This window comes from Xanthomonas sacchari (assembly GCF_024266585.1).
In the GTDB taxonomy this organism is placed as follows: Bacteria; Pseudomonadota; Gammaproteobacteria; order Xanthomonadales; family Xanthomonadaceae; genus Xanthomonas_A; species Xanthomonas_A sacchari_C.
In genome coordinates this window covers 2,822,112-2,848,272 of the sequence record NZ_CP100647.1, presented here as the reverse complement: position 1 = coordinate 2,848,272, position 26,161 = coordinate 2,822,112, and the positions used below count along the sequence as shown (strand labels likewise).

At 68.5% G+C, this 26,161-nt stretch carries 15 protein-coding genes; all 15 read right to left on the bottom strand.

What is annotated here, in order from left to right; genetic code table 11:
• Positions 1-4: 4 nt before the first annotated feature.
• The 15 genes from NKJ47_RS11795 to NKJ47_RS11725 all read right to left on the bottom strand — a co-directional run bounded on the left by NKJ47_RS11795 (position 5) and on the right by NKJ47_RS11725 (position 25,863).
• The gene (locus NKJ47_RS11795) at positions 5-1,081 is read right to left on the bottom strand and encodes a protein-glutamate methylesterase/protein-glutamine glutaminase (protein ID WP_254458089.1); all 1,077 of its coding nucleotides are present in this window, start codon (positions 1,079-1,081) and stop codon (positions 5-7) included.
• On the bottom strand, positions 1,078-1,680 hold the full coding sequence (gene cheD / locus NKJ47_RS11790; RefSeq protein WP_254458088.1) for a chemoreceptor glutamine deamidase CheD: 603 nt from the start codon (positions 1,678-1,680) through the stop codon (positions 1,078-1,080). The genes NKJ47_RS11795 and cheD overlap by 4 nt, the downstream gene beginning before the upstream one ends.
• A complete protein-coding gene (locus tag NKJ47_RS11785; protein ID WP_254458087.1) occupies positions 1,677-2,543 on the bottom strand; it encodes a CheR family methyltransferase in 867 nt (288 codons plus the stop codon). The genes cheD and NKJ47_RS11785 overlap by 4 nt, the downstream gene beginning before the upstream one ends.
• A 93-nt stretch (positions 2,544-2,636) precedes the next feature.
• Positions 2,637-4,877, bottom strand: coding sequence for a methyl-accepting chemotaxis protein (locus NKJ47_RS11780; protein WP_254458086.1), 2,241 nt, complete (start codon positions 4,875-4,877; stop codon positions 2,637-2,639).
• A gap of 401 nt (positions 4,878-5,278) precedes the next feature.
• Complete coding sequence (locus NKJ47_RS11775) at positions 5,279-7,492, bottom strand: methyl-accepting chemotaxis protein (protein ID WP_254458085.1); 2,214 nt, start codon at positions 7,490-7,492, stop codon at positions 5,279-5,281.
• 169 nt (positions 7,493-7,661) lie between these two features.
• A complete protein-coding gene (locus NKJ47_RS11770) occupies positions 7,662-10,046 on the bottom strand; it encodes a methyl-accepting chemotaxis protein (RefSeq protein ID WP_254458084.1) in 2,385 nt (794 codons plus the stop codon).
• A 101-nt stretch (positions 10,047-10,147) separates the two neighbouring features.
• Positions 10,148-10,528: a hypothetical protein gene (locus NKJ47_RS11765; protein ID WP_254458083.1), complete on the bottom strand. Its 381-nt coding sequence runs from the start codon at positions 10,526-10,528 to the stop codon at positions 10,148-10,150.
• Positions 10,529-10,710: 182 nt separating this feature from the next.
• A complete protein-coding gene (locus tag NKJ47_RS11760; RefSeq protein WP_254458082.1) occupies positions 10,711-11,205 on the bottom strand; it encodes a chemotaxis protein CheW in 495 nt (164 codons plus the stop codon).
• A gap of 122 nt (positions 11,206-11,327) precedes the next feature.
• Complete coding sequence (locus NKJ47_RS11755; RefSeq protein WP_254458081.1) at positions 11,328-12,110, bottom strand: flagellar brake protein; 783 nt, start codon at positions 12,108-12,110, stop codon at positions 11,328-11,330.
• Between the two features lie 59 nt (positions 12,111-12,169).
• The gene (locus tag NKJ47_RS11750) at positions 12,170-14,374 is read right to left on the bottom strand and encodes a methyl-accepting chemotaxis protein (RefSeq protein WP_254458080.1); all 2,205 of its coding nucleotides are present in this window, start codon (positions 14,372-14,374) and stop codon (positions 12,170-12,172) included.
• Positions 14,371-14,811 (bottom strand): hypothetical protein, encoded by a 441-nt coding sequence (locus NKJ47_RS11745; protein ID WP_254458079.1) that lies wholly within the window; start codon positions 14,809-14,811, stop codon positions 14,371-14,373. The genes NKJ47_RS11750 and NKJ47_RS11745 overlap by 4 nt, the downstream gene beginning before the upstream one ends.
• A 334-nt stretch (positions 14,812-15,145) precedes the next feature.
• Positions 15,146-17,641 (bottom strand): methyl-accepting chemotaxis protein, encoded by a 2,496-nt coding sequence (locus tag NKJ47_RS11740; RefSeq protein ID WP_254458078.1) that lies wholly within the window; start codon positions 17,639-17,641, stop codon positions 15,146-15,148.
• Between the two features lie 688 nt (positions 17,642-18,329).
• Positions 18,330-20,573 (bottom strand): methyl-accepting chemotaxis protein, encoded by a 2,244-nt coding sequence (locus NKJ47_RS11735; protein ID WP_254458077.1) that lies wholly within the window; start codon positions 20,571-20,573, stop codon positions 18,330-18,332.
• Positions 20,574-20,915: 342 nt separating this feature from the next.
• Positions 20,916-23,150 carry a methyl-accepting chemotaxis protein gene (locus NKJ47_RS11730; protein WP_254458076.1) on the bottom strand — a complete coding sequence of 745 codons (2,235 nt, stop codon included), beginning with the start codon at positions 23,148-23,150 and terminating at the stop codon, positions 20,916-20,918.
• 460 nt (positions 23,151-23,610) lie between these two features.
• Positions 23,611-25,863, bottom strand: coding sequence for a methyl-accepting chemotaxis protein (locus NKJ47_RS11725; RefSeq protein ID WP_254458075.1), 2,253 nt, complete (start codon positions 25,861-25,863; stop codon positions 23,611-23,613).
• Positions 25,864-26,161: the final 298 nt, after the last annotated feature.

Below are 26,161 nucleotides of genomic sequence, written 5' to 3'. Positions count from 1 at the left end.
GCGGTCAGCGGGCCTGTGCGGACAAGGCGATCAAGCGTTCGGCGATCCTGTCCAGCGGCAGCACTTCCTGCGCCGCGCCCAGGCGGAAGGCGGTGCCGGGCATGCCCCAGACCACGCTGCTGGCCTCGTCCTGGACCAGGGTGCTGGCGCCGGCCTGCAGCATTTCCAGCAGGCCGCGGGCGCCGTCGTCGCCCATGCCGGTGAGGATCGCGCCGATGGCGTTGGCGCCGGCATTACGCGCCACGGACTGGAACAGCACGTCGACCGCCGGCTTGTGCCGGTTGACCGGCGGGCCGTCGTCGATCTTGCAGCGCCAGCGCGCACCGTCGCGGATCACCTGCAGGTGCTTGCCGCCGGGCGGCAGGTAGGCATGGCCGGGCAGGATCGCTTCGCCTTCGCTGGCTTCGCGCACGGCCATCGCCGAGTGCCGGTTGAGGCGGTCGGCGAAGGCGCTGCTGAAGCCGGCCGGCAGATGCTGGGTCATCACCACCGCCGGGGCGTCGGCCGGCATGCCCTCCAGCACCACGCGCAGCGCCTCGGTGCCGCCGGCGGAGGCGCCGATGGCGATCAGCCGGTCGGTGGTGCGGAACTTCAGCGAGGACACCGCGGCGGGCGTGGCGGTGGCGGCGCCCGCCGGCTTCGGCGTGGCCGCCCGGTCCAGCGCGCGGACCTTGGCCTTGGCGGCGTTCTTGACCTTGGCGATGATCTCTTCGGCGTACTCCTCCAGCCCGCGGGCCACGTCGAGCTTGGGCTTGGAGACGAAGTCGACCGCGCCCAGCGACAGCGCCTGCAGGGTGGTGTCGGCGCCGCGTTCGGTCAGCGAGGAGATCATCACCACCGGCGTGGGCCGCAGCCGCATCAGGTTTTCCAGGAACGCCAGCCCGTCCATGCGCGGCATTTCCACGTCCAGGGTGATGACGTCCGGGTTCAGGCGCTTGATCTTCTCGCGCGCCAGCAGCGGATCGGCGGCCGAGCCGACCACCTCCACGCCAGCGGCGCCGGACAGGATCTCGGTGAGGATCTGCCGCACGACCGCGGAGTCGTCGACGATCAGGACACGGCAAGGGGCTTCCAGGCTCATTCGAACAACTCCACGGCGCCGGTGACGGGGGCTTTGGCGAGACGGGCGCGCACTGCCGACTCGGCCGCGGCGATTTCGGCTTCCTCGTGCGCATGCGGCAGGCGCTGCACGACCACGCGGCCGGTGCCGGGGAAGAACCAGATCTTGCGCGGATGGATGCCGCGCAGATCCTCGGCCACCACCGGGATATGCTCGGCCTTGAGGTAATTCAGCACGAAATCGGCGTTGCGCGTGCCCACCGGATTGTTGGTGAAGCCCTTGAGCACGTTGCCGCCGCCGAACACCTTGGCTTCCAGGCGGTTGCGGGCGGCGCCGCGCTTGAGCAGGTCGTTGATCAGCACTTCCATCGCATAGCTGCCGTAGCGCGCCGGCGCGCCGTCGCCGCTCTGGCCGTCGGGCAGCATGAAGTGGTTCATGCCGCCGATCTTCAGCAGCGGGTCGCGGATGCAGGCGGCCACGCACGAACCGAGGATGGTGGTCAGCGCGGTGTCGTCGTCCACCACCAGGTACTGGGTCGGCAACAGCTTGGCCGCCATCGTCTGGAAGCGCGTGTCGTGATAGCGCATCACCTGGTCCAGGGCCATCGCCGCGGCAGTCATGAGCGATCCTTCTGCGCGCGGCGATACAGCGTGCGGCCGCAAGGCTGGATCAGGTCGGCCGCGTGCAGATAGTTTTCCGAATGGCCGGTGTAGAGCATGCCCTCGTCGTCCAGGTGCGGGATCAGCCGCGACAGGATGCCGCGCTGGGTGGGCTTGTCGAAATAGATCATCACGTTGCGGCAGAACAGCGCCAGGTACGGGCCGGCGACGTCGTAGCGCGGTTCCAGCAGGTTGAGCTGGCGGAACTCGAGCAGGTCGCGCAGCGCCGGCAGTACCCGGCACTGGCCTTCGTTGGCGCCGCTGCCGCGCTGGAAATACTTGCGCTTGAGCGCCGGGTCCAGGCTGGCGACGCGTTCCAGCGCGTAGACGCCGCGCGAGGCGGTCGCCAGCACCTGGGTGTCGACGTCGGTGGCCAGGATCCGCACCGGCGGGGTCAGCGTACCGAAGGCCTCGCAGGCGGTGATCGCCAGCGAGTAGGGCTCCTCGCCGGTGGATGAGGCGCAGGACCAGATCTTCAGCGGCGCCGCGCCGGAATGCTTCTGCAGTTCCTCGCGCAGCCGTTCGAAATGGTGCGGCTCGCGGAAGAACGAGGTCAGGTTGGTGGTCAGCGCGTTGGTGAACGCCTCCCATTCGTCGCCGCCGTCGCGCTCCAGCCAGTCCAGGTAGTCGCGGAACGAGCGCAGGCCCAGCACCCGCAGGCGCCGCGACAGCCGGCCGTAGACCATGTCGCGCTTGGCTGGGGCCAGGGCGATGCCGGCCTTCTGGTAGATGAGGTCGCAGACCCGCTTGAAATCGCGGTCGCTGAAGTCGAAGTCGCGATTGTCGGAACCGGGGGAGGGCGAAGCGGGAGTCTGGATGGCCATGGTACGCAGCGAGGGTCGGTCAATCGGGTTATCGGCCGGGAGCGGACGAAATTGACAGCCGGCGGTCGGCGACGGCCGCCGGCGGTGGCGTACTCAGAACTCCTGGCACTGGGCCTCGCTGGCGGCCGCCACGGCCGGGCGCGACCGCGCCGCCGGGCGGGTTCTGGCGCGGACCGGGGCCGGGCCGGTCCGCGTGCCCGGGGGCCGTGCGGTCGGAGCGTTGGCGGCCGCGCCGTGGTGGGTGTCCAGCTTGAAGGCGGCGATGGCCGCGCCCAACTGGCCGGCCTGTTCCTCCATCGAGCGTGCCGCGGCGGTGGCTTCCTTGACCAGGGCGGCGTTCTGCTGGGTGCTCTCGTCCATCTGCACCACGGTCTGGTTGACCTGCTCGATGCCGGCGGACTGCTCCTGCGAGGCCGCCGAGATCTCGCCCATGATGTCGGTGACGCGCTGCACCGAGGTCACGATCTCGCTCATGGTGCGGCCGGCCTGGCCGACCAGGGCCGAGCCTTCGGCGACGCGGCCGACCGACTCGTCGATCAGCGTCTTGATTTCCTTGGCGGCGGTGGCCGAGCGCTGGGCCAGGGTGCGCACCTCGCTGGCGACCACGGCGAAGCCGCGGCCCTGCTCGCCGGCACGCGCGGCTTCCACCGCGGCGTTGAGCGCCAGGATGTTGGTCTGGAAGGCGATGCCGTCGATGACGCCGATGATGTCGGCGATCTTCTTCGAGGACGCCTCGATCCCGTTCATGGTGGTGACCACCTGGCCGACCACGTCGCCGCCCTGCGAGGCCACTGCGGCGGCGCCGGCCGCGAGCTGGTTGGCCTGGCGCGCGTACTCGGCGTTCTGCTTCACGGTGGAGGTCAGTTCCTCCATCGAGGCGGCGGTGCGTTCCAGGTTCGCCGCCTGCTGCTCGGTGCGGCGCGACAGGTCGCCGTTGCCGCTGGCGATCTCGTTGGAGGCGACGTTGATGTTGGCGGCGGCGGCCTGGATGCGCCCGACGATGGCCGCCAGCTGCGCGGCGGTGGCGTTGGCGTCGTCGCGCATGCGCCCGAACACGCCATGGAACTCGCCGTGCATGCGCGCGGTCAGGTCGCCGGCGGCGATGGACTGCAGCAAGGTCGACAACTCGCCCAGATTGCGGTCGCTGACCGCCATCATCGCGTTGAGGTCCTGCACCATCGCGCGGAAGCCGTACTGGAAGCGGTCCGGGTCGCCGCGCGTGCCGAACGCACCGGCCGCGGCGGCTTCCGCCAGTTGCTTGATCTGCTCGCTCATCGCGGTCAGGTTCTGCTTGGCCATGTCCATGGTTTCGGTGAGCACGGCCTTCTCGCCGGGCAGGCGGTCCATGTCTTCGGACAGGTCGCCGATCGCGTAGCGCTGGATGATCTGCAGCAGCCGCATCTTCACCGCGATGTGCGAGGCCACCAGTTCGTTGGTGCCCTTGACCATCTGTCCGTACTCGCCGGGGAAGGCGTTCTCGTCCATGCGGTAGCTGATGGTGCCGCGCGCGTGCTGTTGGGCCATGTCGTCCTGCGCGCGGATCACGGCGTGGATGCGCGAGCGCATGATCAGCATGTCCTCCATCAGTTCGCCGATCTCGTCCTTGCCGTGCGGATAGGTGGCCCCCTCCAGTTCGCCGCGCGCCACCGCCTGCGACAGGCGCTTGGCCGCGTGCAACTGGCGGGCGATGCCGCGCGCGATCAGCCAGGCGGTGACGCCGGCGAACAGCACGGCCAGCCCGAGCAGCGCCAGGATCAGCATCTTGGTGTTGGCCAACTGACTGTCGGCGCGCTCCATTTCCCGATTCAGTGCGGCGACGTTGTACTGGGTCAGTGCCACGAGGCGGTCGAACAGGGTCCGGCGCAGCGCCCGCGAGCGGGTGTCGGAGATCGTCTGCGCGCCCGCCACGTCGCCGGCGCGCAGCGCCGCGCCCATCTCGGCGTTGGCCTGCAGATAGGCCTTGAGCGTCTCCTGCACGCCGGCGTACATCTGTGCCTGCCTGGCGTCGCGCATCATCGCCGCGATCACCTGCTGGTTCTTCGCCACCTCGGCGCGCACCTGCTGCATGCGCTTGAAGTAGTCGGCCTGGGCCTGCGGATCGCCGGCGCGCGCCAGTTGCGCCAGTTCGTAGGTCCGGAACTCGCCCAGATGCGCGCGGATCTCGGCCAGGGCCTGGGTCGCCGGCATCCAGTCGTGCTGGATGTGCTTGAGTTCGGCGATGGACTGGTTGGTGCGGGAGTAGGTAAAGCCCCCCAGCACGACCGTCAGCAGCGTGGTCAAGGCGAAGGCGAAGATCAGCTTGTCGCGGATTTTCAGGTGCGCGAGTACGTTCATGGGCATTCCAGGTGCAGCGGCGGTTGGAAAAGAAGAGGGCGACCGCGCGGTCAGCCGACGCAGGCGAGGCGAGGGCGGGCCTGCGCCAGGGCGCCGTGCCGGTCCAGGCCGTCCCGGGCCGTGCGTGCGCGGGTCCGCCGCGCCGGGCAGGGCCGCGACGCGGATGACGGCCGCGGCAGCCCGGTGGCCGCGGCGTGGCGCCGCCGCAGGAGGCTGGACGATGGCGAATGTCGGCGGCTAGGCATCACGTGCTCCCGGAACGGTCGCGGTCGCGCCCAGGCGGTGTCATGCCCGGGTCACACAGCGTGATCCTGATATCGACTAGCGCGGCGATTGCTTGAATCGCCACGCGGGGATCGCCGTCTGCTGCCTGCTGATTCCTATCGCAGCGGTAAGGCCGCTCAATCGGCGTCGTTGGTCGGGGCCGCGGTGCGCACCAGCCGCAGCGCGGTCGGCCGTGTCGCCGCGCGTGCCGTGCCTGCGCCGCCAGCGTTCGCGCCGATCGGCGCCGCGTCCAGCCGGAACACCGCCGCCGCCTCGCCGAGCCGGCGGCCCTGCTCTTCGAGCGCCCGTGCCGAGGCGCTGGCTTCCTCGACCACGGCCACGTTCTGCTGGATCGCCTGGTCCATCTGCGCCACGGTGCGGCTGACCTGCTCGATGCCCATCGACTGCTCCTGCGAGGCCGCGGCGATCTCGCCGATGATGTCGGTCACCCGCTGCACCGAGGCGACGATCTCCTGCATGGTGCGGCCGGCCTGGTCGACCAGGGCCGAGCCTTCGGTCACGCGGCCCACCGAGTCGTCGATCAGGGTCTTGATCTCCTTGGCGGCGCCGGCCGAGCGCTGGGCGAGGGTGCGGACCTCGCTGGCGACCACGGCGAAGCCGCGGCCCTGTTCGCCGGCGCGGGCGGCTTCCACCGCCGCATTGAGCGCCAGGATGTTGGTCTGGAAGGCGATGCCGTCGATGACGCCGATGATGTCGGCGATCTTCTTCGAGGACGCCTCGATCCCGTTCATGGTGGTGACCACCTGGCCGACCACCTGGCCGCCCTGCGAGGCCACCGCGGCCGCGCCGGTGGCGAGCTGGTTGGCCTGGCGGGCGTGCTCGGCATTCTGCTTGACGGTGGAGGTCAGCTCTTCCATCGAGGCGGCGGTCTCTTCCAGGTTGGCGGCCTGCTGTTCGGTGCGGCGCGACAGGTCCTCGTTGCCCGCGGCCAGTTCGGTGGTGGCGCCGTGGATGCTGCGTGCCGCACTCTGGATGCGGCCGACGATGTCGGCGAGCTGGTCGGCGGTGGTATTGGCATCGGCGCGCATGCGCGCGAACACGCCGTGGAAGTCGCCCTGCATGCGTACGCTCAGGTCGCCGGCGGCGATGGCCTGCAGCAGCGTCGACAGCTTGTCCAGGTTGCGGTCGCTGACCTCCATCATCGCGTTGAGGTCCTGTACCATCAGCCGGAAGTCGTGCTGGAAGCGGCCGGCATCGCCGCGGGCGCTGAAATCGCCGGCCGCCGCCGCCGCGGCCAGGCGCTTGATCTCGGTGTTGATCGCCAGCAGGCTGGCCTTGGCCGCGTCCATCGACTCGTGCAGCAGCGCGCGGCTACCGGGCAGGCGGCGGGCGTCGCGGCGCAGGTCGCCGTTGGCGTACTCGTTGAGCACGCCGATGGCGTCGACGAGGGCGTCCAGGTGCTCGAACATCATGCGGTTGATGCTGGCGGCCAGGTCGCCGTACACGCCGGGGAAATCCTCCGGCATGCGGTGGGACATGTCCTTGTCGGCGTGCAGCACCGCCATCCGCGCGGTCTCGCTGGAGAAGCGTTCCAGCATCGTGATCATCTCGCCGGTGGCGCGCAACATCTCGCCGGTCTCGTCGCGGCCGGGATTGTCGATGCGCACGCTGAGGTCGCCGCGCGACACCGCGCGGATCGCCTCCAGGCTGCGCGACACCGGGCGCAGCACCGAACTGCCGATCAGCCAGTTGATGCCGAAGGTGAGCAGCACCAGGATGCCGCCGGCCAGGGTCATCAAGCCGGTGAAGAGCAGCGCCTGCGCCTGCACGTCGTCCATGTACACGCCGGTGCCGATCACCCAGTGCCAGGGCGCGAACGCGGCATTGTAGGAGACCTTCTCCACCGGCTTGGCGTTGCCGGGCTTGGGCCAAAGGTAGTCGACATAGCCGCCGCCGGCCTCGGCCACCTTCACGAATTCGCGGAAGACCGGTTTGCCGTCGGCGCTGAGCACCTGGCCGATGTCCTTGCCGACCAGATCGTGGCGGGTGGGATGCATCAGCATGGTCGGATGCAGGTCGTGCACATAGAAGTAATCCACGCCGTCGCGGGCGCGCATCGACTCCAGGGTGCGCAGGGCGGTGCGCTGCGCCTCGGCCAGGGGCATGTTGCCCTTGTCCACCTCGGCCGCATAGGCGCGCACCACCCCCAGCGCCAGCTCGATCTGGCTCTTCAACGCCTGCTCGCGCGTGTTGCGGATGTCCAGGTACTGCATCCGCGCGGCGAGCACCGCCAGCAGCACGATGCCGGTACCCAGCAACACGGTCTGCCACAGGAACTTGCGTCGCAGCGGCAGATCCGAGAGACGCGTGAACAACGAGCGAGACGACATCGACCTGATCCTTGGAGAGGTTCCCTGAGGTTTAACGGCCCCGGGGACGGTGAAATTGAGCGTGCGGCGCCACCGATTCGTAGACAGCCCCGGCGCTGGCGCAGCCGCGAAAAAAAATCCCCGGCGCGAAGGCCGGGGAGAGGGGATGCAGCGACAGGCCGGGCCGGTCTCAGAACTCCTGCCAGTCCGAATCGGCAAGGGCCGGCTCGACCTTGCGGGCGCGCACCGGCGCCGGCTTGGCGGAGGCCACGGCCGCAGGCTTCTTCGCCGCCACTGCCGGCTTCGGCGCGGCCACGGCGTGCGGTACCTGCGCCGCCGCGGTCTGGGCCGACTGCTCGACACGGAAGATCGACACGGCCTCGATCAGCTGGCCGGCCTGTTCCTCCATCGACCGCGCCGCGGCGGTGGCTTCTTCCACCAGGGCGGCGTTTTGCTGGGTGGTCTCGTCCATCTGGGTGACGGTCTGGTTGACCTGCTCGATGCCGGCCGACTGCTCCTGCGAGGCGGCGGCGATCTCGCCCATGATGTCGGTGACGCGCTGCACCGAGGCGACGATCTCGGTCATGGTCTGGCCGGCCTGGCGCACCAGGGTCGAGCCGTTGGCCACCTGGCTCACCGAGGCGTCGATCAGGCCCTTGATCTCCTTGGCGGCGTTGGCCGAGCGCTGCGCCAGGGTGCGCACTTCGCTGGCGACGACGGCGAAGCCGCGGCCCTGCTCGCCGGCGCGCGCAGCTTCCACCGCGGCGTTGAGCGCCAGGATGTTGGTCTGGAAGGCGATGCCGTCGATCACCGAGATGATGTCGGCGATCTTCTTCGAGGAGGCCTCGATGCCGCTCATGGTCTGGACCACCTGGCCGACCACGTTGCCGCCCTGCGAGGCCACGGTCGCGGCACCGCCGGCGAGCTGGTTGGCCTGGCGGGCGTGCTCGGCGTTCTGGCGCACGGTCGAGGTCAGTTCCTCCATCGAGGCGGCAGTTTCTTCCAGGTTGGCGGCCTGCTGCTCGGTGCGGCGCGACAGGTCGTCGTTGCCGGCGGCGATCTCGCTGGCGGCGCCGTTGATCGCGTTCGCCGCCTGCTGGATGCGGCCGACGATGGCCGCCAGCTGCGCGGCGGTGGCGTTGGCGTCGTCGCGCATGGTCGCGAACACGCCCTGGAAGTCGCCGTGCATGCGCGCGGTCAGGTCGCCCTGCGACAGCGCGGTCAGCAGCTTGGACACTTCGCCGATGCTGTCGCCGTTGGCCTGCAGCAGGCCGTTGAGCTGCTGCGCCAGCTGCAGGAAGAAGCCGTGCTTGCCTTCGATGCCGACACGCCCGCTGAGGTCGCCGGCGGCGGCCTCGCGCACGATCTTGGCCACTTCCTGCTCCACCTGCGCTTCCAGGGTGCGGTCGCGCGATTCGCAGACGAAGCCGATGTGGGCGCCGTGCTGGTCGCGGATGGCGGTGATGGTCTGGGCGATGCGGGCGTCGGCGTAGGCCATCTCGCGCTCCATCACGCCCTTCTTTTCCAGCTCCGCCAGGGCCTTGGGATCGTGCTGGTTGCCGTACTCCAGCACCGTCACCTGCGAGCCGACCAGCGGCAGGCTCGAATCGAAGGCCGGCGCCACCGAGTGGATCTGCTCGGCGTACTTGTCGGTGAGGCCCTGCATCGACGGGTTGGCGTAGACGATGTTGTAGTCCAGGTCGACGATGAACATGCCGATCGAGGAATTGTCCAGCGCGGTGCGGATGCGCAGGTTCTCGGAAGCGACCGCGGCGTCGCGCTCGATGCGCCCGCGCAGGTCCTGCTGCATGCGCTTGAGCGCCTGCATCAGTTCGCCGATTTCGTCCTTGCCACTGGCATCGATGTGCCCGTCGAGCTTGCCGCCGGCGACATCGCTGGCCACCTTGACCGCGTCGCGCACGCTGTTGGCCAGCATCCGCCCGAACAGGAAGGCCATGCCGATCGCCGCGCCCAGGCCGATCAGCAGACAGATCAGCAGGGTCGCGGAGGCCTTGCGGTAGGTACCGCTGGCGGCGTCGGCGGCGACCTTGGCCTGGCGGTCGTTCTCCGCGATCAGGGCCACGACGTCGTCCACGACCTTGTTGTGCAGGGTGCGGGTCTCGCCGGTGAAGGTGTCGATGGCGTCGTCATGCAGGTCCAGCTGCAGCATTTCGTTGACCGACTGGTAGGAGGCGCTGGCCTTCTTCCAGTCGGCCACCAGCCGCTCGTAGATCTTCTTTTCCTGCGGGCTGCCGATCTTGGGCGGATAGTCGGCCAGGATCTTGTCCAACTGTTTCTTCAGCTCGACCGAGCGCGCGGCCGATTCCTTCTTCAGCGCATCGCTGCTGCGGATCAGGCTCTGGTAGGCCGCGTTGCGGTACTCGCCCAGGATGCCGCGCATTTCACCGCCGGTGCGCACGCTCGGCACGACCTGCGACGAGAGATTGCCGGTCACGCCATTGAGCGAGTTCAGACCGCGATAGGCGGCCACACCCTGGATGAGCATCAACGCCAGTACGACGCCGAACGCCAGCATCAGCTTGGGCATCACCTTGAGATCTTTTATCCACTGCATGAGCGCGTTTCCCGTAATTCGGAGGGGGCGGCAAGGGGAGAGAACGACAAACGCCGCCGCGCCGGACCGCCTGCACGGGTCCAGCACGGCGGCGTCCGGGCTTACTTGATGGTGGCCAGCTTCAGGCTCGACGGCGCGCTGACCTGGATTTCGGCGCGCGAGCTGTCGCGCTCGATCTTGCCGATCACGCACACGTCCTTGCCTTCCAGGGTCTCCGGCGGGAAGCCGAACTTGCTGCGGTCGGCGCCGGCGATGCGGGCGGAGAAGGTGTGGCGCGGGAACATGCCGCCCATGTACAGGAAGGTCGGCTCGCCTTCGGAGTTCTGCGCGTACTTGGCTTTCTCGACCTTGCCGCAGACCATGCCGTCCTTGCCCACGAAACGGGTGGCCATTTCCGGCGGGATCATCTGCTGGGACTGGGCGAAGGTGCTGGGGCTGGCGGCGAGCAGCAGGACCAGCAGCATGGGAAAGTTCGGTTTCATGGGGCGACTCCTTGAGAACGGGGGATGAAGTGAGGGCTGCGTGATGGCTAGCCACCCTTCAGCTATCGGCGTGAAGTCGGGGAACTTGATTCGAGCAAGTGATAAGTAGTTCGCATTTCAAATAAAAAACCCGCCGTGAGGCGGGTTCTTCTTGCGTCGGGCGGCCGCCGCGGCGGCCGGGCTCAGGCTGCCTCGTCGACGTGGGCGTGCTGCTGGCCGAACTCGGCGCTGTCGAGCAGGGTCTCGATATCCAGCAGGATCAACATCTTGTCGTCCTGGGTGCCGATGCCGGAGATGAAGCGGGTGTCGACCGCCGCGCCGAACTCGGGGGTGGGGCGGATCTGCTCTGCGTTCAGCGGGATCACGTCGGAGACGCTGTCCACGACGATGCCGACCACGCGGTTCTCGACGTTGAGCACGATCATCACCGTGAAGGCGTCGTAACGGGCTTCCTTCAGGCGCAGCTTCAGGCGCAGGTCGATCACCGGCACGATGGTGCCGCGCAGGTTGATCACGCCCTTGATGTACTCGGGGGCGTCCGGGACCCGGGTGACCGAGTCGTAGCCGCGGATTTCCTGCACTTTGAGGATATCCACGCCGTAGTGTTCTTCGCCGAGGGTGAAGCTGAGGAATTCGCCGCCGGTGGCGCCGGAGGTGGAGGTGGTCTTGTCGTTCATCGTGTGCTCCTGGTGCGCACGGGATTGCGGATGGTGGCGTGAGAGGGGAAAGCGCGACTCTGATGCTAGATCGGCGCGGCGCCGCCGAACTTTAGACCCGATCGACTGACCGGGTCCGGCGTTCAGGAAAGCACGCCGCTCTTGCGGGCGCTGCGCTGGCGCTCGATCCGGAACACGTAGCGCTGGATCGCCGCATCGGCGCCGCGCGGCAGGTCCAGGAAGCGCATGCCGACCCGCAGCGTGTCCTGGCCGTTGGCGAGCTTGGAGACATACATGTTGCAGACCTGCAGGGTCAGCCGGATGGGATCGGCGTCGGGCAGCTGCAGCACGCAGTTGGGGTAGCTCTGCTGCAGTTGCGGCATCGGCTGGCCCTCTACCAGCGCCACCGCCAGGCCGCCGCCGCTGATGTCCACCACGCGCAGCTTCAGTTCGACCAGGCCGGCGTCGTCCTCGATCCGCAGCACGCACAGCGGCGACTCGGTGATCGGCGTCTCCAGGCGGAAATGCTCGCGCCGCTGCAGGTAGTACAGCGATTCGGGCAGCGGTGCGCGGAAGCCGGACTGGCCGTTGTGGTCGGTGCGTTGCGGGCCTTCGATGCGAAAGCGCAACCGCACCCTGTCCAACTGGGCGAAGCACAGCAGGTAGTCGGCCTGTTCGGCGGCGCGGTTGGAGGCTTCGTTGACGCTCAGGTCCAGCAGCACGCTGTCCTCGTCCAGCTCCAGCAGCGCGGTCGAGAAGGCCTGATCGCGACCGCCCACGTGCGCGCTGACCTGCGAACGCTGCTGGATCAGCGACTGCAGCAACTGGCGGATCTGCCGCGGCTTGGTCAGCAGGAAACGGTCGTCCTCCACTTCTTCTTCCGGCGAAGTCGGGGCAGGGGAGTCGCTGGGAGTGCCTTCGGCCATGGTGGAGACGGGGACTGGAGGTGGGTGGGGCGGCGCTGCGTCGAGCCGCCACACGCATGCTATCGGCTGAGCAGGACGTTTTTGTAGGCCGGCTGCACCTTGCCGCCGGCGGCCGCGCTCAGCGGCGGGCGCTGCTCCAGGGTGAAGGATGCCACGGCGCGCGCCAGGGCGCCGGCCTCCTGTTCCATCGAGCGGGCGCTGGCGCTGGCTTCCTCGACCAGGGCGGCATTCTGCTGGGTCGCCTCGTCCATCTGCGCGACGGTCTGGTTGACCTGCTCGATGCCGGCCGACTGCTCCTGCGAGGCCGCGGCGATGTCGCGCATGATGTCGGTGACGCGCTGCACCGAGGCCACGATCTCCCGCATGGTGGAGCCGGCCTGGTCGACCAGGGCCGAGCCTTCGGTGACGCGGGTCACCGAGTCGCCGATCAGGTCCTTGATCTCCTTGGCGGCGCCGGCCGAACGCTGCGCCAGGGTGCGCACCTCGCTGGCGACCACGGCGAAGCCGCGGCCCTGTTCGCCGGCACGCGCGGCTTCCACCGCCGCGTTCAAGGCCAGGATATTGGTCTGGAAGGCGATGCCGTCGATCACCGAGATGATGTCGGCGATCTTCTTGGAGGAGGCCTCGATCCCGCTCATGGTCTGGACCACCTGGCCGACCACGCTGCCGCCTTGCGAGGCGACCGTCGCCGCGCCAACCGCCAACTGGTTGGCCTGGTGCGCATGCTCGGCGTTCTGCTTGACGGTGGAGGTCAGCTCCTCCATCGATGCGGCGGTTTCCTCCAGGCTGGCGGCCTGCTGTTCGGTGCGGCGCGACAGGTCGTCGTTGCCGGCGGCGATCTCGCCGGCGGCGGTGTTGATCGCGTCGGAGGCGCCCTGGATCTGCCGCACGATCGCCGACAGTTGCGCGGCGGTGGCGTTGGCATCGTCCTTCATGGTTGCGTAGACGCCCTGCAGGTCGGCGTCGATGCGCCGCGACAGGTCGCCTTCGGCGAGGGCGCGCAGCAGCTGCTGGATGTGGCCCAGGCCGGCGGCGCCGGCGGCGAGCATGGCATTGATCTGTTCGCCCAGCTGCAGCAGGAAGCCGTGCTTGTTGTCCAGGCGGATACGCCCGCCGAGGTCGCCGGCGACCGCGCCGCGCACGATGCCGGCGATCTCCTCTTCCACCGCGACCTCTTCGGTGCGGTCGGCCCATTCCACCACGAAGCCCAGACGGTTGCCGGCGGCGTCGGTGACCGGATTGACGATCAGGCGCATGGTGTGGCCGCCGACGCGGATCTGTGCGCGGTGGGTGCCCTTGAGCTCGGCGAGCATGCGCGCCTGGTGTTCGGGATGGCGGTGGAACACGTCGATGGTCTTGCCCAGCAGGGTGCTGGCATCGAACTGGGGCAGGTCGCGGCGCAGGTCCTCCTGCACCTCGCTGAGCATCTGCAGCAGCGGGCGGTTGACGTAGACGATGCGGCGCTCGGCGTCGGCGATCATCACGTTGGTGGTGACGTCGTCCAGTGCGCTGCGGATGCGCAGGGTCTCGCGCTGGGCCTCGCTGTCCTGCTCGCGGCTGCGCAGCAGTTGCGCGTTGGCCGCCACCAGGGTGTGGGCGATGGAGCCTTCCGGCAGGGCCAGCGTGCGGATCGCGGCCGGCAGTGGCTGCTGCTGGGCGATGGCGCGCGCGGCCTGCGCCAGGTCGTGCGGATCGTGGCCCACGTCCAGCAGTTGCCGGCGCATCTGCACCGCCATCGGCACCAGGATCGCCGCCTCCACCGCCACGTACAGCGCGTGGATCGCCAGGATGCCGATGCCGGCCTCGGCGGCGAACACGCGGACCGGCAGGCCGCGGTGCTGTAGCCAGAAAAACAGCACGTGATGCACGGCGATCGCCGCGGACGCGACCACGATCGGCCGCCAATCGCGGTAGTACAGCAGCAGCGCGATCAGCAGGATGACGCCGAAGTGCACCTCGATCATGCCGCCGGCCTGCTGGATCAGCGTCGCCGCCAGCACCATCAGACCCAGTGCCACGGTGCAGCGGCTCAGCAGGCTGCCCGGATGCAGCTTCACCTGCAGGGCGACCACGGCCAGGGTCGGCAGGCTGACCGCCAGCCACGGCGTCCACGCACCCTGATGCCAGGCAGCGGCCAAGCTGGCGAGGGTGGCCAGCGCGGCCACCGCCACGAACAGCCGGTCGGCCTGTGCGGCGAGTTCCTGCAGGTAGACGTAGCGCTCGTTGCCGACGAGAAAACTGCCTTGGGGAGGCGAGGCGCTCATGCGAAGGGTTCCTTGGAGTCGGGGGGACATCCGCACTGGGCGGGAGAGATCAGCGGCGAGGCGCCGCTGGTGGCCAGCAGTCGCGAGATCAGCGCCGCGGCGGCGATCGGCGTGCCGCATCCGGCCAGTTGCGCCGGACCCGCATAGATCAAGCGCGACTGCGCGTCGAGGACGATAAGCGGATAGGGCAACGCCGGCGGCGCCGGTCGGTCGCGCAGGTCGACGCTGTGGACGCCTGGCAGCGCGAGCGCCGCAGGCGCGGCGCATGCGCAGCCGGCGATGCGCAGGCGGAACGCCACGGCCTGGCCGGCGGTGCGGGTGATGGGGGCGAAGGCCAGCAGGCGCGCGCGAATGGCCTCGGCACTGTCGGTTGGTGGCGGCGTGGCGAGCGCGACCAGCTGGCTCGCCGCCCAGATGCTCCAGAGCACCAGCAGCACCAGTCCCCATGGCAGGCGGGCGAGACGTCGCGGACGGGGCGTCGTGGCGGAACGTGCCTGCGGCATGGAAGATCGGCCAGCGTGACGCCGGCACGCACCGGCTTTTCACGTTATCGACAGTGCGCCTGGTTCCTTAAGGTTGCATTCATCACAATTCGCGGTGTGGTAACGACGCTGACGGCGCTTTCGCTCGCAAGCGCTGAGTTACGCGCCTGGAAACGCGATCGGCCGCGGAACGGCCGCGGCCGATCGGGCCGTGCGCCTTGCCGCCCGGCGCAAGCATTGCGTTGGCCGGGGGCAGAGCGGGTGGAGACCGGCGGCCGCGCGGGCCGGCTCAGGCGGCTGCGTGAGCCGGCCTGCGCGCGGACGGCAGCGTCGGCGCGCGGGCCGAGGGCGCCGCCTCCACCTTGAATACCGCCACCGCTTGGCGCAGTTGGCCGGCCTGTTCCTCCATCGAGCGCGCGGCGGCGGTGGCTTCCTCCACCAGGGCGGCGTTCTGCTGGGTGGTCTCGTCCATCTGGGTGACGGTCTGGTTGACCTGCTCGATGCCGGCCGACTGCTCCTGCGAGGCGGCCGAGATCTCGCCCATGATGTCGGTCACGCGCTGCACCGAGGCGACGATCTCCTGCATGGTCTTGCCGGCCTGGTCGACCAGGGCCGACCCTTCGGCGACGCGGTCCACCGAGTCGTCGATCAGCATCTTGATTTCCTTGGCGGCGTTGGCCGAGCGCTGGGCCAGGGTGCGTACTTCGCTGGCGACCACGGCAAAGCCGCGGCCCTGTTCGCCGGCGCGGGCGGCTTCCACTGCGGCGTTCAAGGCCAGAATATTGGTCTGGAAGGCGATGCCGTCGATCACCGAGATGATGTCGGCGATCTTCTTGGAGGAGGCCTCGATGCCGCTCATGGTCTCGACCACCTGGCCGACCACGGCGCCGCCCTGCGAGGCCACCGCGGCCGCACCGCTGGCGAGTTGGTTGGCCTGGCGGGCGTGTTCGGCATTCTGCTTCACGGTGGAGGTCAGTTCCTCCATTGACGCGGCGGTTTCTTCCAGGCTGGCGGCCTGCTGTTCGGTGCGGCGCGACAGGTCGTCGTTGCCGGCGGCGATCTCGCTGGCGGCGCCGTTGATGCTGACCGCGGCGGCCTGGATGCGCGCCACGATCGCCGCCAGTTGTTCGGTGGTGGCATTGGCGTCGTCGCGCATGGTGGCGAATACGCCCTGGAACTGGCCGTGCATGCGTGCGGTGAGGTCGCCGGCGGCGATGGACTGCAGCAGGGCCGACAGCGCCTGCAGGTTGCCGTCGGCGGTGGCCATCAGCTGGTTGAGGCTGTCGACCATCAGCCGGAAGTCGTATTGGAAGCGCTCGGTGTCGCCACGCACGCTGAAATCGCCTGCGGCAGCCGCCCCGGCCAGGTGCTTGATCTCGCGGTTCATCGCGGTCAGGTTGCGCTTGACCGTGTCCATGGTCTCGGTGAGCGCGGCCTTCTCGCCGGGCAGGCGCTCCATGTCCTCGGACAGGTCGCCGATGGCGTAGCGGCCCATGATCTGCGCCAGGCGCTCGGTCACCGCGATGTGCGCGGCGGACAGGGCGTTGCTGTCGCGGACCATGCGCCCGTAGTCGCCGGGGAACAGGCTTTCGTCCATGCGGTAGCTGGTCTGGCCCGCATCGTGGCGCCGCGCCATCTCGGTCTGTGCGGCCAATACCTCGCGCAGTTGCTGCTGCATGCGCTGCATGTCGGCCAGCAGGCGCCCGCTTTCGTCGCGGCTTGGCACCACGATCCGGGCATCCAGGCGTCCCTGGGCGATGTCGGCGGCGACCCCGGCGGCGCGGCGCACGTTGCGGGTGAGGGTGCTCAGGGTATGCACGCACACCGCCGCGATCAGCAGCGTCAGCAGGCTGAGCCCGGCCACTGCGGTCCACATCGCCTGCAACGAGGCGTCCAGGTGCCGCTGCGACTGGCGTTGCAGTGCCTGCAGCGCGGTGGCGCTGAGGCCGTGCAAGGCCGCGTCCCAGCCGTGCAGGGCCGCGTTCCAGCGCTGATCGGCATCGGCGCCGCCGCCGTCCAGGGCCTGCGCCAGCTGCGGCAGGGCGCGATCGGCGACGGTGGCCTCGGCGGCGACGGCGCGCGCCAGCGCCGGGTCCGGTTGCTCGAGCAAGCCCAGGGCCTTCTTCAGCTCATGCCGCAGGCGTGCGTGGTCGCGCGCGAGCTCGGCGATCTGCGCGCGCAGGATCGGCAGTTCGGCGCCGGCCTGGGATGGGGCGCGCATCGCATCCAGGCGGGTCAGGGTGCTGCTGGTGACCGGCGCGTAGATCAGGCTGCTGACCACCAGGTGGTAGCTTTCCACGTACGGCGTATACACCAGCTGGCTGTCGTCGCGCAGGGCGTCCAGCGCGTCGTCGGCCTGGTCGGCGACCGTCGCGGAGTCGTTGCGCCGGGTCTGCAAGGTCTGCTGCAACCGCGCCAGCGCCGCCGTGCTGCGTTCGAAGCCGGGCAGGGCCGGCACGGTCCGCTGCAGTTCGCGCAGCGCACGGTCGGCGCTGGCGCGTGCCTGCGCCGCGTCGGCGGCGCCGCCGACCTGTTCTTCCTGCAGGGCCGCCAGCAGCGTCAGCATCTGGCGCAAGGGCGCATAGCTGCGCAGCTCGGCGCGGCTCACTTCCACGCCGTCGTTGAGCGTGCGGGTGTACAGCAGCAGGGGAATCACCAGCCCGATCAGGGCCAGCACGCCGATCAGGCTGAGCTTGCGCGCAATGGGAAGGTCGTGCCAGACCCGCCAGCGGGAGCGGCGTTCGGAGGCGGGCGGAGCGGCGTTGTTCGCGGGGGGCGACGTCATTGCGCGGGTCTCTGAGGGAGAGCGAAGGAAGGCAGGCGCTCCATAGGGAGTGCATGCCGTGGGAATACGGGGTGGAACCGGACGACCGTCGAACCTCGCCTGGTCCGGATGCGCGTCTGCAATGGGATTGGCAGCGCTCGACCGGGCCGGGCAGATCTTTAGCGGCCGCCACGGAGGAAACTTTGAATCTGTGATGGCCGCCGAATTACGCCGGCACCGTGTTACGTGTGCCACCGCGAGCTCGATCGGGCAGGACATACGCGGTACGCGCTTGTGCGGATGCAGCCACGAGGCAGGTCCTTGCGCGATCCGCGCGCGGCGGCATGGTCCTGGTGTTCGTAGGGCAGCGCGAAGCGATGCCGGGGCGGTCGTGACCGGCGCGGCGACCTGCATGCGGCCATCCAACCTCGCCCCAGAGGGGGGCGGTATGCCGCCTTCGCACGCGGGGCCTGCAGCAGGCGTCGCTTGCCCGGCGTCGTTCGGTATCGACGGGCGGCGTCATCGGAGTGGGGAAACGCGGGGCGGTTCCGCACCGGCGTGCCGCGAGCGATGGGGCCTAGTAAGGGTCGGACCGGCCGTCGCCGGCTGCGCGTGTCCGCGCCGCCGGCGTTCGATCGGGCCCAAAATGGCGGCTGTGCCGCATGTACAGGCGTGGTGGCCAGACCGCAGGGGCCTGGCCAATGTGGCCTCAGAACTCCTGCCAGGCGTCGCCGTTGCTGGCGGCGGCCACGATTGCGCGGCGCGCGGCCGGTTGCGGCGTCGGGCCGGCCTTGGTCGCGCTCCGGCCCGCCGGCTTGGCCGGCACCGCGCGGACCGCTGGCGGCCGCGCGGTCGTAGCAACACGGTCGATCTTGAACAGCGCCACCGCATCGCTCAGTTGCACGGCCTGTTCCTCCATCGACCGCGCCGCGGCGGTGGCTTCTTCCACCAGGGCGGCGTTTTGCTGGGTGGTCTCGTCCATCTGGGTGACGGTCTGGTTGACCTGCTCGATACCGGCCGACTGTTCCTGCGAGGCCGCCGAGATCTCGCCCATGATGTCGGTCACGCGCTGCACCGAGGCGACGATCTCCTGCATGGTGTGGCCCGCCTGGCCGACCAATGCCGAGCCGGTGGCGACGCGGCCGACGGAGTCGTCGATCAATGTCTTGATTTCCTTGGCGGCACCGGCCGAGCGCTGGGCGAGGCTGCGCACCTCGCTGGCGACCACGGCGAAGCCCCGGCCCTGGTCACCGGCGCGGGCGGCTTCCACCGCGGCGTTGAGCGCCAGGATATTGGTCTGGAAGGCGATGCCGTCGATGACGCTGATGATGTCGGCGATCTTCTTCGAGGAGGCCTCGATGCCGCTCATGGTCTGGACGACCTGGTCGACCACGCTGCCGCCCTGTGCGGCCACCGCGGCCGCCCCCACCGCCAACTGGTTGGCCTGGCGGGCGTGCTCGGCATTCTGCTTCACGGTGGAGGTCAGCTCTTCCATCGACGCGGCGGTCTCTTCCAGGCTGGCGGCCTGCTGTTCGGTGCGGCGCGACAGGTCGTCGTTGCCGGTGGCGATCTCGCTGGCGGCGGCGTTGATGCTGACCGCCGCGGTCTGGATGCGGCCGACGATGCCGGTCAACTGGTCGGCGGTGGCGTTGGCGTCGTCGCGCATGGTGGCGAACACGCCATGGAACTCGCCTTCCATGCGCGCGGTCAGGTCGCCGGCGGCGATGGCCTGCAGCAGCGAAGACAGCTTGCCCAGGTTGCGGTCGCTGACCTCCATCATCGCGTTGAGGTCCTGCACCATCAGCCGGAAGTCGTGCTGGAAGTGCGCTGCATCGCCGCGGGCGCTGAAGTCGCCGGCCGCGGCGGCCGCGGCCAGGCGCTTGATCTCGGTGTTGATCGCCAGCAGGCTGGCCTTGGCCGCATCCATCGATTCGTGCAGTACCGCGCGGCTGCCGGGCAGGCGGCGGGCGTCGCGGCGCAGGTCGCCGTTGGCGTACTCGTTGAGCACGCCGATGGCGTCGACGATCGCGTCCAGGTGCTCGAACATCATGGTGTTGATGCCCTTGCTCAGTTCGCCGTACACGCCCGGGAAGTCCTGCGGCATGCGATGGCGCATGTCCTTGTCCGCATGCAGTTCGATCATCAACGCGGTTTCGCCGGAGAAACGCTGCAACTGGGTCTGCATGCGGCCCATCGCCAGCAGCAGGCGGCCGGGTTCGTCGTGCGCGTCGGTGGTCACGTCGTTGTCCAGGCGCCCGTCGGCGATGGCTTCGGCGGCGCGGGTGGCGCGGCGCAGCGGTCCGGTCAGGCTGCGGGTGATGGTCCACCCCAGCAGGCCGCTGACCAGCAGGACGGCGAGGCCGCCGGCGATCAGGACGATGCGGCCACGCGCCATCGCCGCCGAGGACGCCGTATAAGCGTCCTGGCTCAGGCGCCGCTGCAGATCGGCATTGGCGCGGATCGCCGCCTGCTGCTTCTCCATCGCCACCGATGCATCGCCGAGCAACAGCGCCTGCGCCTGCGCGTTCTGGTCCTTCTCGCCCAGTGCCAGCACCTGGTCGTTGAGTTGCATCGACCGCGTCCGCGCGGCCTGGATCAGGGCCATGGCCTGGTGTTCGCGCGCACTTGCCGGCATCGCCGACAGCGCATCGTGCGCGGCCTTGTAGCGCGCCCGGTTGGTCTTCACGATGTTCAGCATCTTCTGGTTGGCCGCATCGCCCTGGACGATGCTGATGGCCAGCAGCCCGATCTGCACATTGGTGTTGGCATCCAGCATCTCGTTGGAGAGCCGGACCTTCTCCATGTTGCCGTTGACGATGCTGTCCAGTTCGCGATGCGCCCTGGTCATGGTCAGCAAGCCCATGGCGACCAGCACGCCGGACAGCAGGATGAGGATGCCGAACGCCATGCCCAGGCGCCGGCCGACGTTGTAGCGTTGCAGAAGTGCGTTCATAACCGACCTTTCGGGGGAACAGGAGGAGTCGAGGTCGCAGGTGCTGGCAGGCCAGCCATGCGATATGTCATGGCGATGCGCTGCCACTGCCTGGATATCGACATGGCGGGCGGAAATTGAGCGGTGCTGCGGTTCTCGTTGGCGGGCGCTTAGGAAGCTGTCTGGAAAGCAGACGGAGTGGTCGACGCGGGCAGAATCCGACACTGTTCCGACATGCGATGGCGCGGACTGGGCGCATCTACGCCTTGCCTGTCGTGGATATGCGCCCACGACAGGCAAAGCGGATGTCGGATGTTGCCGCCGGGACCGTTCGCCGTGCCGCCGGCACGGCGAACGCGCGACTCAGAACTCCTGCCAGTCGCCGCCGACCACGGCCGCGGCGCGCTTGGCGGGTTGACGCGGTGTGTGCGCCACTGCCTTGACGGCGCGCGGAGCGTGGGGAGCCACGGCCGGTGCCGGTGCCACGCGCACGCCAGCGACGGCAACGACACCGACGCTGTCGATCTTGAACAACGCCACCGCATCGCTGAGTTGGCTGGCCTGTTCCTCCATCGACCGCGCCGCGGCGGTGGCTTCTTCCACCAGCGCGGCGTTCTGCTGGGTGGTTTCGTCCATCTGCACCACGGTCTGGTTGACCTGCTCGATGCCGGCCGACTGTTCCTGCGAGGCGGCCGAGATCTCGCCCATGATGTCGGTCACGCGCTGCACCGAGGCGACGATCTCCTGCATGGTGCGGCCGGCCTGGTCGACCAGGGCCGAGCCCTCGGTCACGCGGGCGACCGAGTCGTCGATCAGCGTCTTGATCTCCTTGGCGGCACCAGCCGAGCGCTGGGCGAGGCTGCGCACCTCGCTGGCGACCACGGCGAAGCCCCGGCCCTGGTCGCCGGCACGCGCCGCTTCCACCGCCGCGTTCAAGGCCAGGATGTTGGTCTGGAAGGCGATGCCGTCGATCACCGAGATGATGTCGGCAATCTTCTTGGAGGAGGCCTCGATGCCGCTCATGGTCTGGACCACCTGGCCGACCACGCTGCCGCCCTGCGAGGCGACCGCCGCTGCGCCGCTGGCGAGCTGGTTGGCCTGGCGGGCGTGCTCGGCATTCTGCTTGACGGTGGAGGTCAGTTCCTCCATCGAGGCGGCGGTCTCCTCCAGGCTGGCGGCCTGCTGCTCGGTACGGCGCGAGAGGTCATCGTTGCCGGCGGCGATCTCGCTGGCGGCACCGTTGATGCTGACCGCGGCGGCCTGGATCCGCGACACGATGGCGGCCAGCTGTTCGGCGGTGGCATTGGCGTCGTCGCGCATGGTGGCGAATACGCCTTGGAACTGGCCGTGCATGCGTGCGGTGAGGTCGCCGGCGGCGATGGACTGCAGCAGGGCCGACAGCGCCTGCAGGTTGCCGTCGGCGGTGGCCATCAGCTGGTTGAGGCTGTCGACCATCAGCCGGAAGTCGTACTGGAAGCGCTCGGTGTCGCCACGCACGCTGAAATCGCCTGCGGCAGCCGCCCCGGCCAGGTGCTTGATCTCGCGGTTCATCGCGGTCAGGTTGCGCTTGACCGTGTCCATCGTTTCGGTGAGTCGGGCTTTTTCGCCGGGCAGGCGCTCCATGTCCTCGGACAGGTCGCCGATGGCGTAGCGGCCCATGATCTGCGCCAGGCGCTCGGTCACCGCGATGTGCGAGGCGGACAGGGCGTTGCTGTCGCGGACCATGCGCCCGTAGTCGCCGGGGAACGCGGTTTCGTCCATGCGGTAGCTCATCTGGCCGACGTCGTGGCGCTTGGCCATGTCGGCCTGCGCGGCGAGCACCGCCTGCAACTGGCTCTGCATCTTGTCCATGCTCAGCAACAGCACGCCGGCCTCGTCCTTGCTGCGCAGGTCGATCGTATTGTCGAGCTTGCCGCGCGCGATGGCGTCGGCCACGCCGATCGCAGTGCCCAGACGCTTGAGCAGTTGCCGGCGGATCACGATCGCCAGGCCGATCGCGGCCACGATCACCAGCAGGTTGCCCAGCAGCACGGCCCACTTGTTCTGCGCGCGCACCGTGTTCAGGGTTGCGCTGCGCTTGGCCAACAACCCGCTTTCCTCGTTGTGGAACGCACCGAGCAGGCTGCGGATCGTTTGCATTGCCTTGCGATCGCGTGCTTCGCGGAACACCGACACGACCTGCGCCGGATCGTTGGACTGCTCGCGCAGGGCGGTCACCTGCTTTTCCACGTTGACGAGATCGTCGAACGCGGTATGCAGCTTTTCCAAGCGCGCCTGCTGGCGTGGATTGTCCGAGGTCAACTGCTTGGCCTCGGTGAAGTTCTTGTCGAAGTTGGCCTGGCCGTTGATGAAGGGCTGCAGGTGTTGCTTGTCGCCCGACAGCATGTAACCGCGTGCGCCGGTTTCAACGTTCAGGGCGTCGAGCCCCATCATGTCGCCGGTGGCCAGCACCTTGTAGGTGTGGTCGTTCATGTCGGCGGCATTGTTGAGCGAAGAGAGACTGCTGAGGCTGATCGAGCCGATGATCACCGTGATCAGCACGATGACCGAAAAGCTGAGCGCGAGTCTTGCGGAAAGACTGAGATTCTTGAGCGTCATCGTCGTATTCCTGGTGGAAAAGTGGTGCGTTGGGGATGGCGTACCCCGTGCCTGAGTCGATGTCCGCGTAGGCGCTGGGCGCTGCCCTATATATTCATGCTGTGAATTGAAATAAACTAATTGATAGTTATTCTTTAAATAAACGTTTGCGATTGAAGCGTTTACTGCACTCTGACTTGTCTTGCTTTAGTCGCTTGATGACACGGCGCATTCAAATTTGTAGACAATTTGTGTGAGCAACACCCGTATCGGCATGTGCGCTTCGTTCTTGAAGCCGCCGTGACGCGCGAATTTAGCTTTGCTTCACATTGACTTCACGTCAGTCGGAATGGGGTTCACGCTCTGCTCTGCGTGGGTGCGTTGCAAGGGGGCTCGGGCCATGCGCGCTGGTGCAAAAAAGCCCGGGAGCTGGCGCTCCCGGGCTTGGATCCTCTGTGTCCGTGGCAGGTGGGTGAGGCGATCAGAACTCCTGCCAGTCCGCGCCGCCGCCACTCGCGGCCGCGGCGATGGCCACCGGCCGGCGTGCGTTCGCCTTCGGGGCAGGTGACTTGGCCGGCGGTCGCTTGGGGGTAGCGGTGGCGAGCGCCGGCGGCGGAGCGGCAGCGTGGTGGGCCGCCGCCACTGCCTGCTGGTCGATCCTGAACAGCGCCACGGCCTGGCTCAACTGCCCGGCCTGATCCTCCATCGAGCGCGCGGCGGCGGTGGCTTCCTCGACCAGCGCGGCGTTCTGCTGGGTGGTCTCGTCCATCTGCATGACGGTCTGGTTGACCTGCTCGATGCCGGCCGACTGCTCCTGCGAGGCCGAGGCGATCTCGCCCATGATGTCGGTGACGCGCTGCACCGAGGTCACGATCTCCTGCATGGTCTTGCCGGCCTGATCGACCAGGGCCGAGCCTTGGGCGACGCGGACCACCGAGTCGTCGATCAGGTCCTTGATCTCCTTGGCCGCATGCGACGAGCGCTGCGCCAGGGTGCGCACTTCGCTGGCGACGACGGCGAAGCCGCGGCCTTGTTCGCCGGCGCGCGCGGCTTCCACCGCGGCGTTGAGCGCCAGGATATTGGTCTGGAAGGCGATGCCGTCGATCACCGAGATGATGTCGGCAATCTTCTTGGAGGAGGCCTCGATGCCGCTCATGGTCTGGACCACCTGGCCGACCACGCTGCCGCCCTGCGAGGCGACCGCCGCTGCGCCGCTGGCGAGCTGGTTGGCCTGGCGGGCGTGCTCGGCGTTCTGCTTGACGGTGGAGGTCAGTTCCTCCATCGAGGCGGCGGTCTCTTCCAGGCTGGCGGCCTGCTGCTCGGTGCGGCGCGAGAGGTCATCGTTGCCGGTGGCGATCTCGCTTGCCGCGGCATTGATGCTGACCGCCGCGGTCTGGATACGGCCGACGATGCCGGTCAACTGATCGGTGGTGGCGTTGGCGTCGTCGCGCATGGTGGCGAATACACCGTGGAACTCGCCGTCCATGCGTGCGGTCAGGTCGCCTCCGGCGATGGCTTGCAGCAGTGCCGACAGCTTGCCCAGGTTGACGTCGCTGACCTCCATCATCGCGTTGAGGTCCTGCACCATGCGTTGGAAGTCGTGCTGGAAACGCTCGGCATCGCCGCGGGTGCTGAAGTCGCCGGCCGCGGCCAGGCGCTTGATCTCGGTGTTGATCGCTAGCAGGCTGGCCTTGGCCGCATCCATCGATTCGTGCAGCACCGCGCGGCTGCCGGGCAGGCGACGCGCGTCGCGACGCAGGTCGCCGTTGGCGTACTCGTTGAGCACGCCGATGGCGTCGACGATGGCGTCCAGGTGCTCGAACATCATGGTGTTGATGCCCTTGCTCAGCTCGCCATACACGCCCGGAAAGTCCTGCGGCATGCGGTGACGCATGTCCTTGTCGGCATGCAGCTCGATCATCCGCGCGGTTTCGCCGGAGAAGCGCTGCAACTGGGTCTGCATGCGCTCCATCGCCAGCAGCAGGCGGCCGGGTTCGTCGCGCGCGTCGGTAGCCACGTCGTTGTCCAGGCGGCCGTCGGCGATGGCCTCGGCAGCGCGGGTGGCGCGGCCCAGCGGTCCGGTCAGGCTGCGGGTGATGATCCAGGCCAGCGCACCGCTGACCAGCAGGACCGCCACGCCACCGGCGATCAGCATGTTGCGGCCCTGTGCCATCGCCTGGGTGGCGTTGGCATAGGCGGCTGCCGTCTCCTGTTCCTGCAGGGCCACGTTCTCGCGGATCTTGTCCTGCAGGGCGGCCGTCACCGGCCTGGCCTGCTCGTTCATCAGTGTTTGCGCTTCGGCATTGCGGTTGGCGTTGCCGAGTGCGATCACCTGGTCGTTGAGCTTGCCGGCAGCGGCACGCCGCGCATCGATGTCCGCACGCAACTGCTTGACGGCGTCGCTGGAGGGAGGGAACGCATCGAGTTGCTTGCGCAAGCCGACATATCGCTGACGCGCCTGCTGGATGGCGGCCATCTCCTTCCGGTTGAGTTCTTCGTCGGACACCATGCTCAACGCACTCACCGCGAGCAGGACGCGCGTATTGGCTTCGAGCATGCCGTTGCTGATCCGGATCTTCTCGACATCGACCTTGACGATGTGATGCAGCTCGCTGCGCGCCTGCGCGATGGAGACCAGGCCGGCGGCGACCAACAGGCAGGACAGCACGATCAGCAGGCCGAAACCACCGCCGAGGCGGCGACCCACGTTGTAGCGTTGCAAGAAAGACGTCATGTTCAAACCCCCTGAGAATGGACAATTCACTGCGTGTTCGCTACGAGGGAAAATCGATCGCGGTGCAGGCTTCATCTGTGATGAAGTACGCAAACCGAGCGGAGAGCGTGCAAAACACGCGCCCAGGCGGCGCCCCATGACACACACGATGCGATTTCCCCTTCTCTGGCATGGCTTCAGCGACCGGCAGCGTCTCCGATCGATCCCCCTGAAGTGCCGGTTCCACCTCCCCAGGTGTCACCAACACGCACATCGGGACAAAAATGTGCGCTACATCGATATCGGCAGGTTCGTCCTC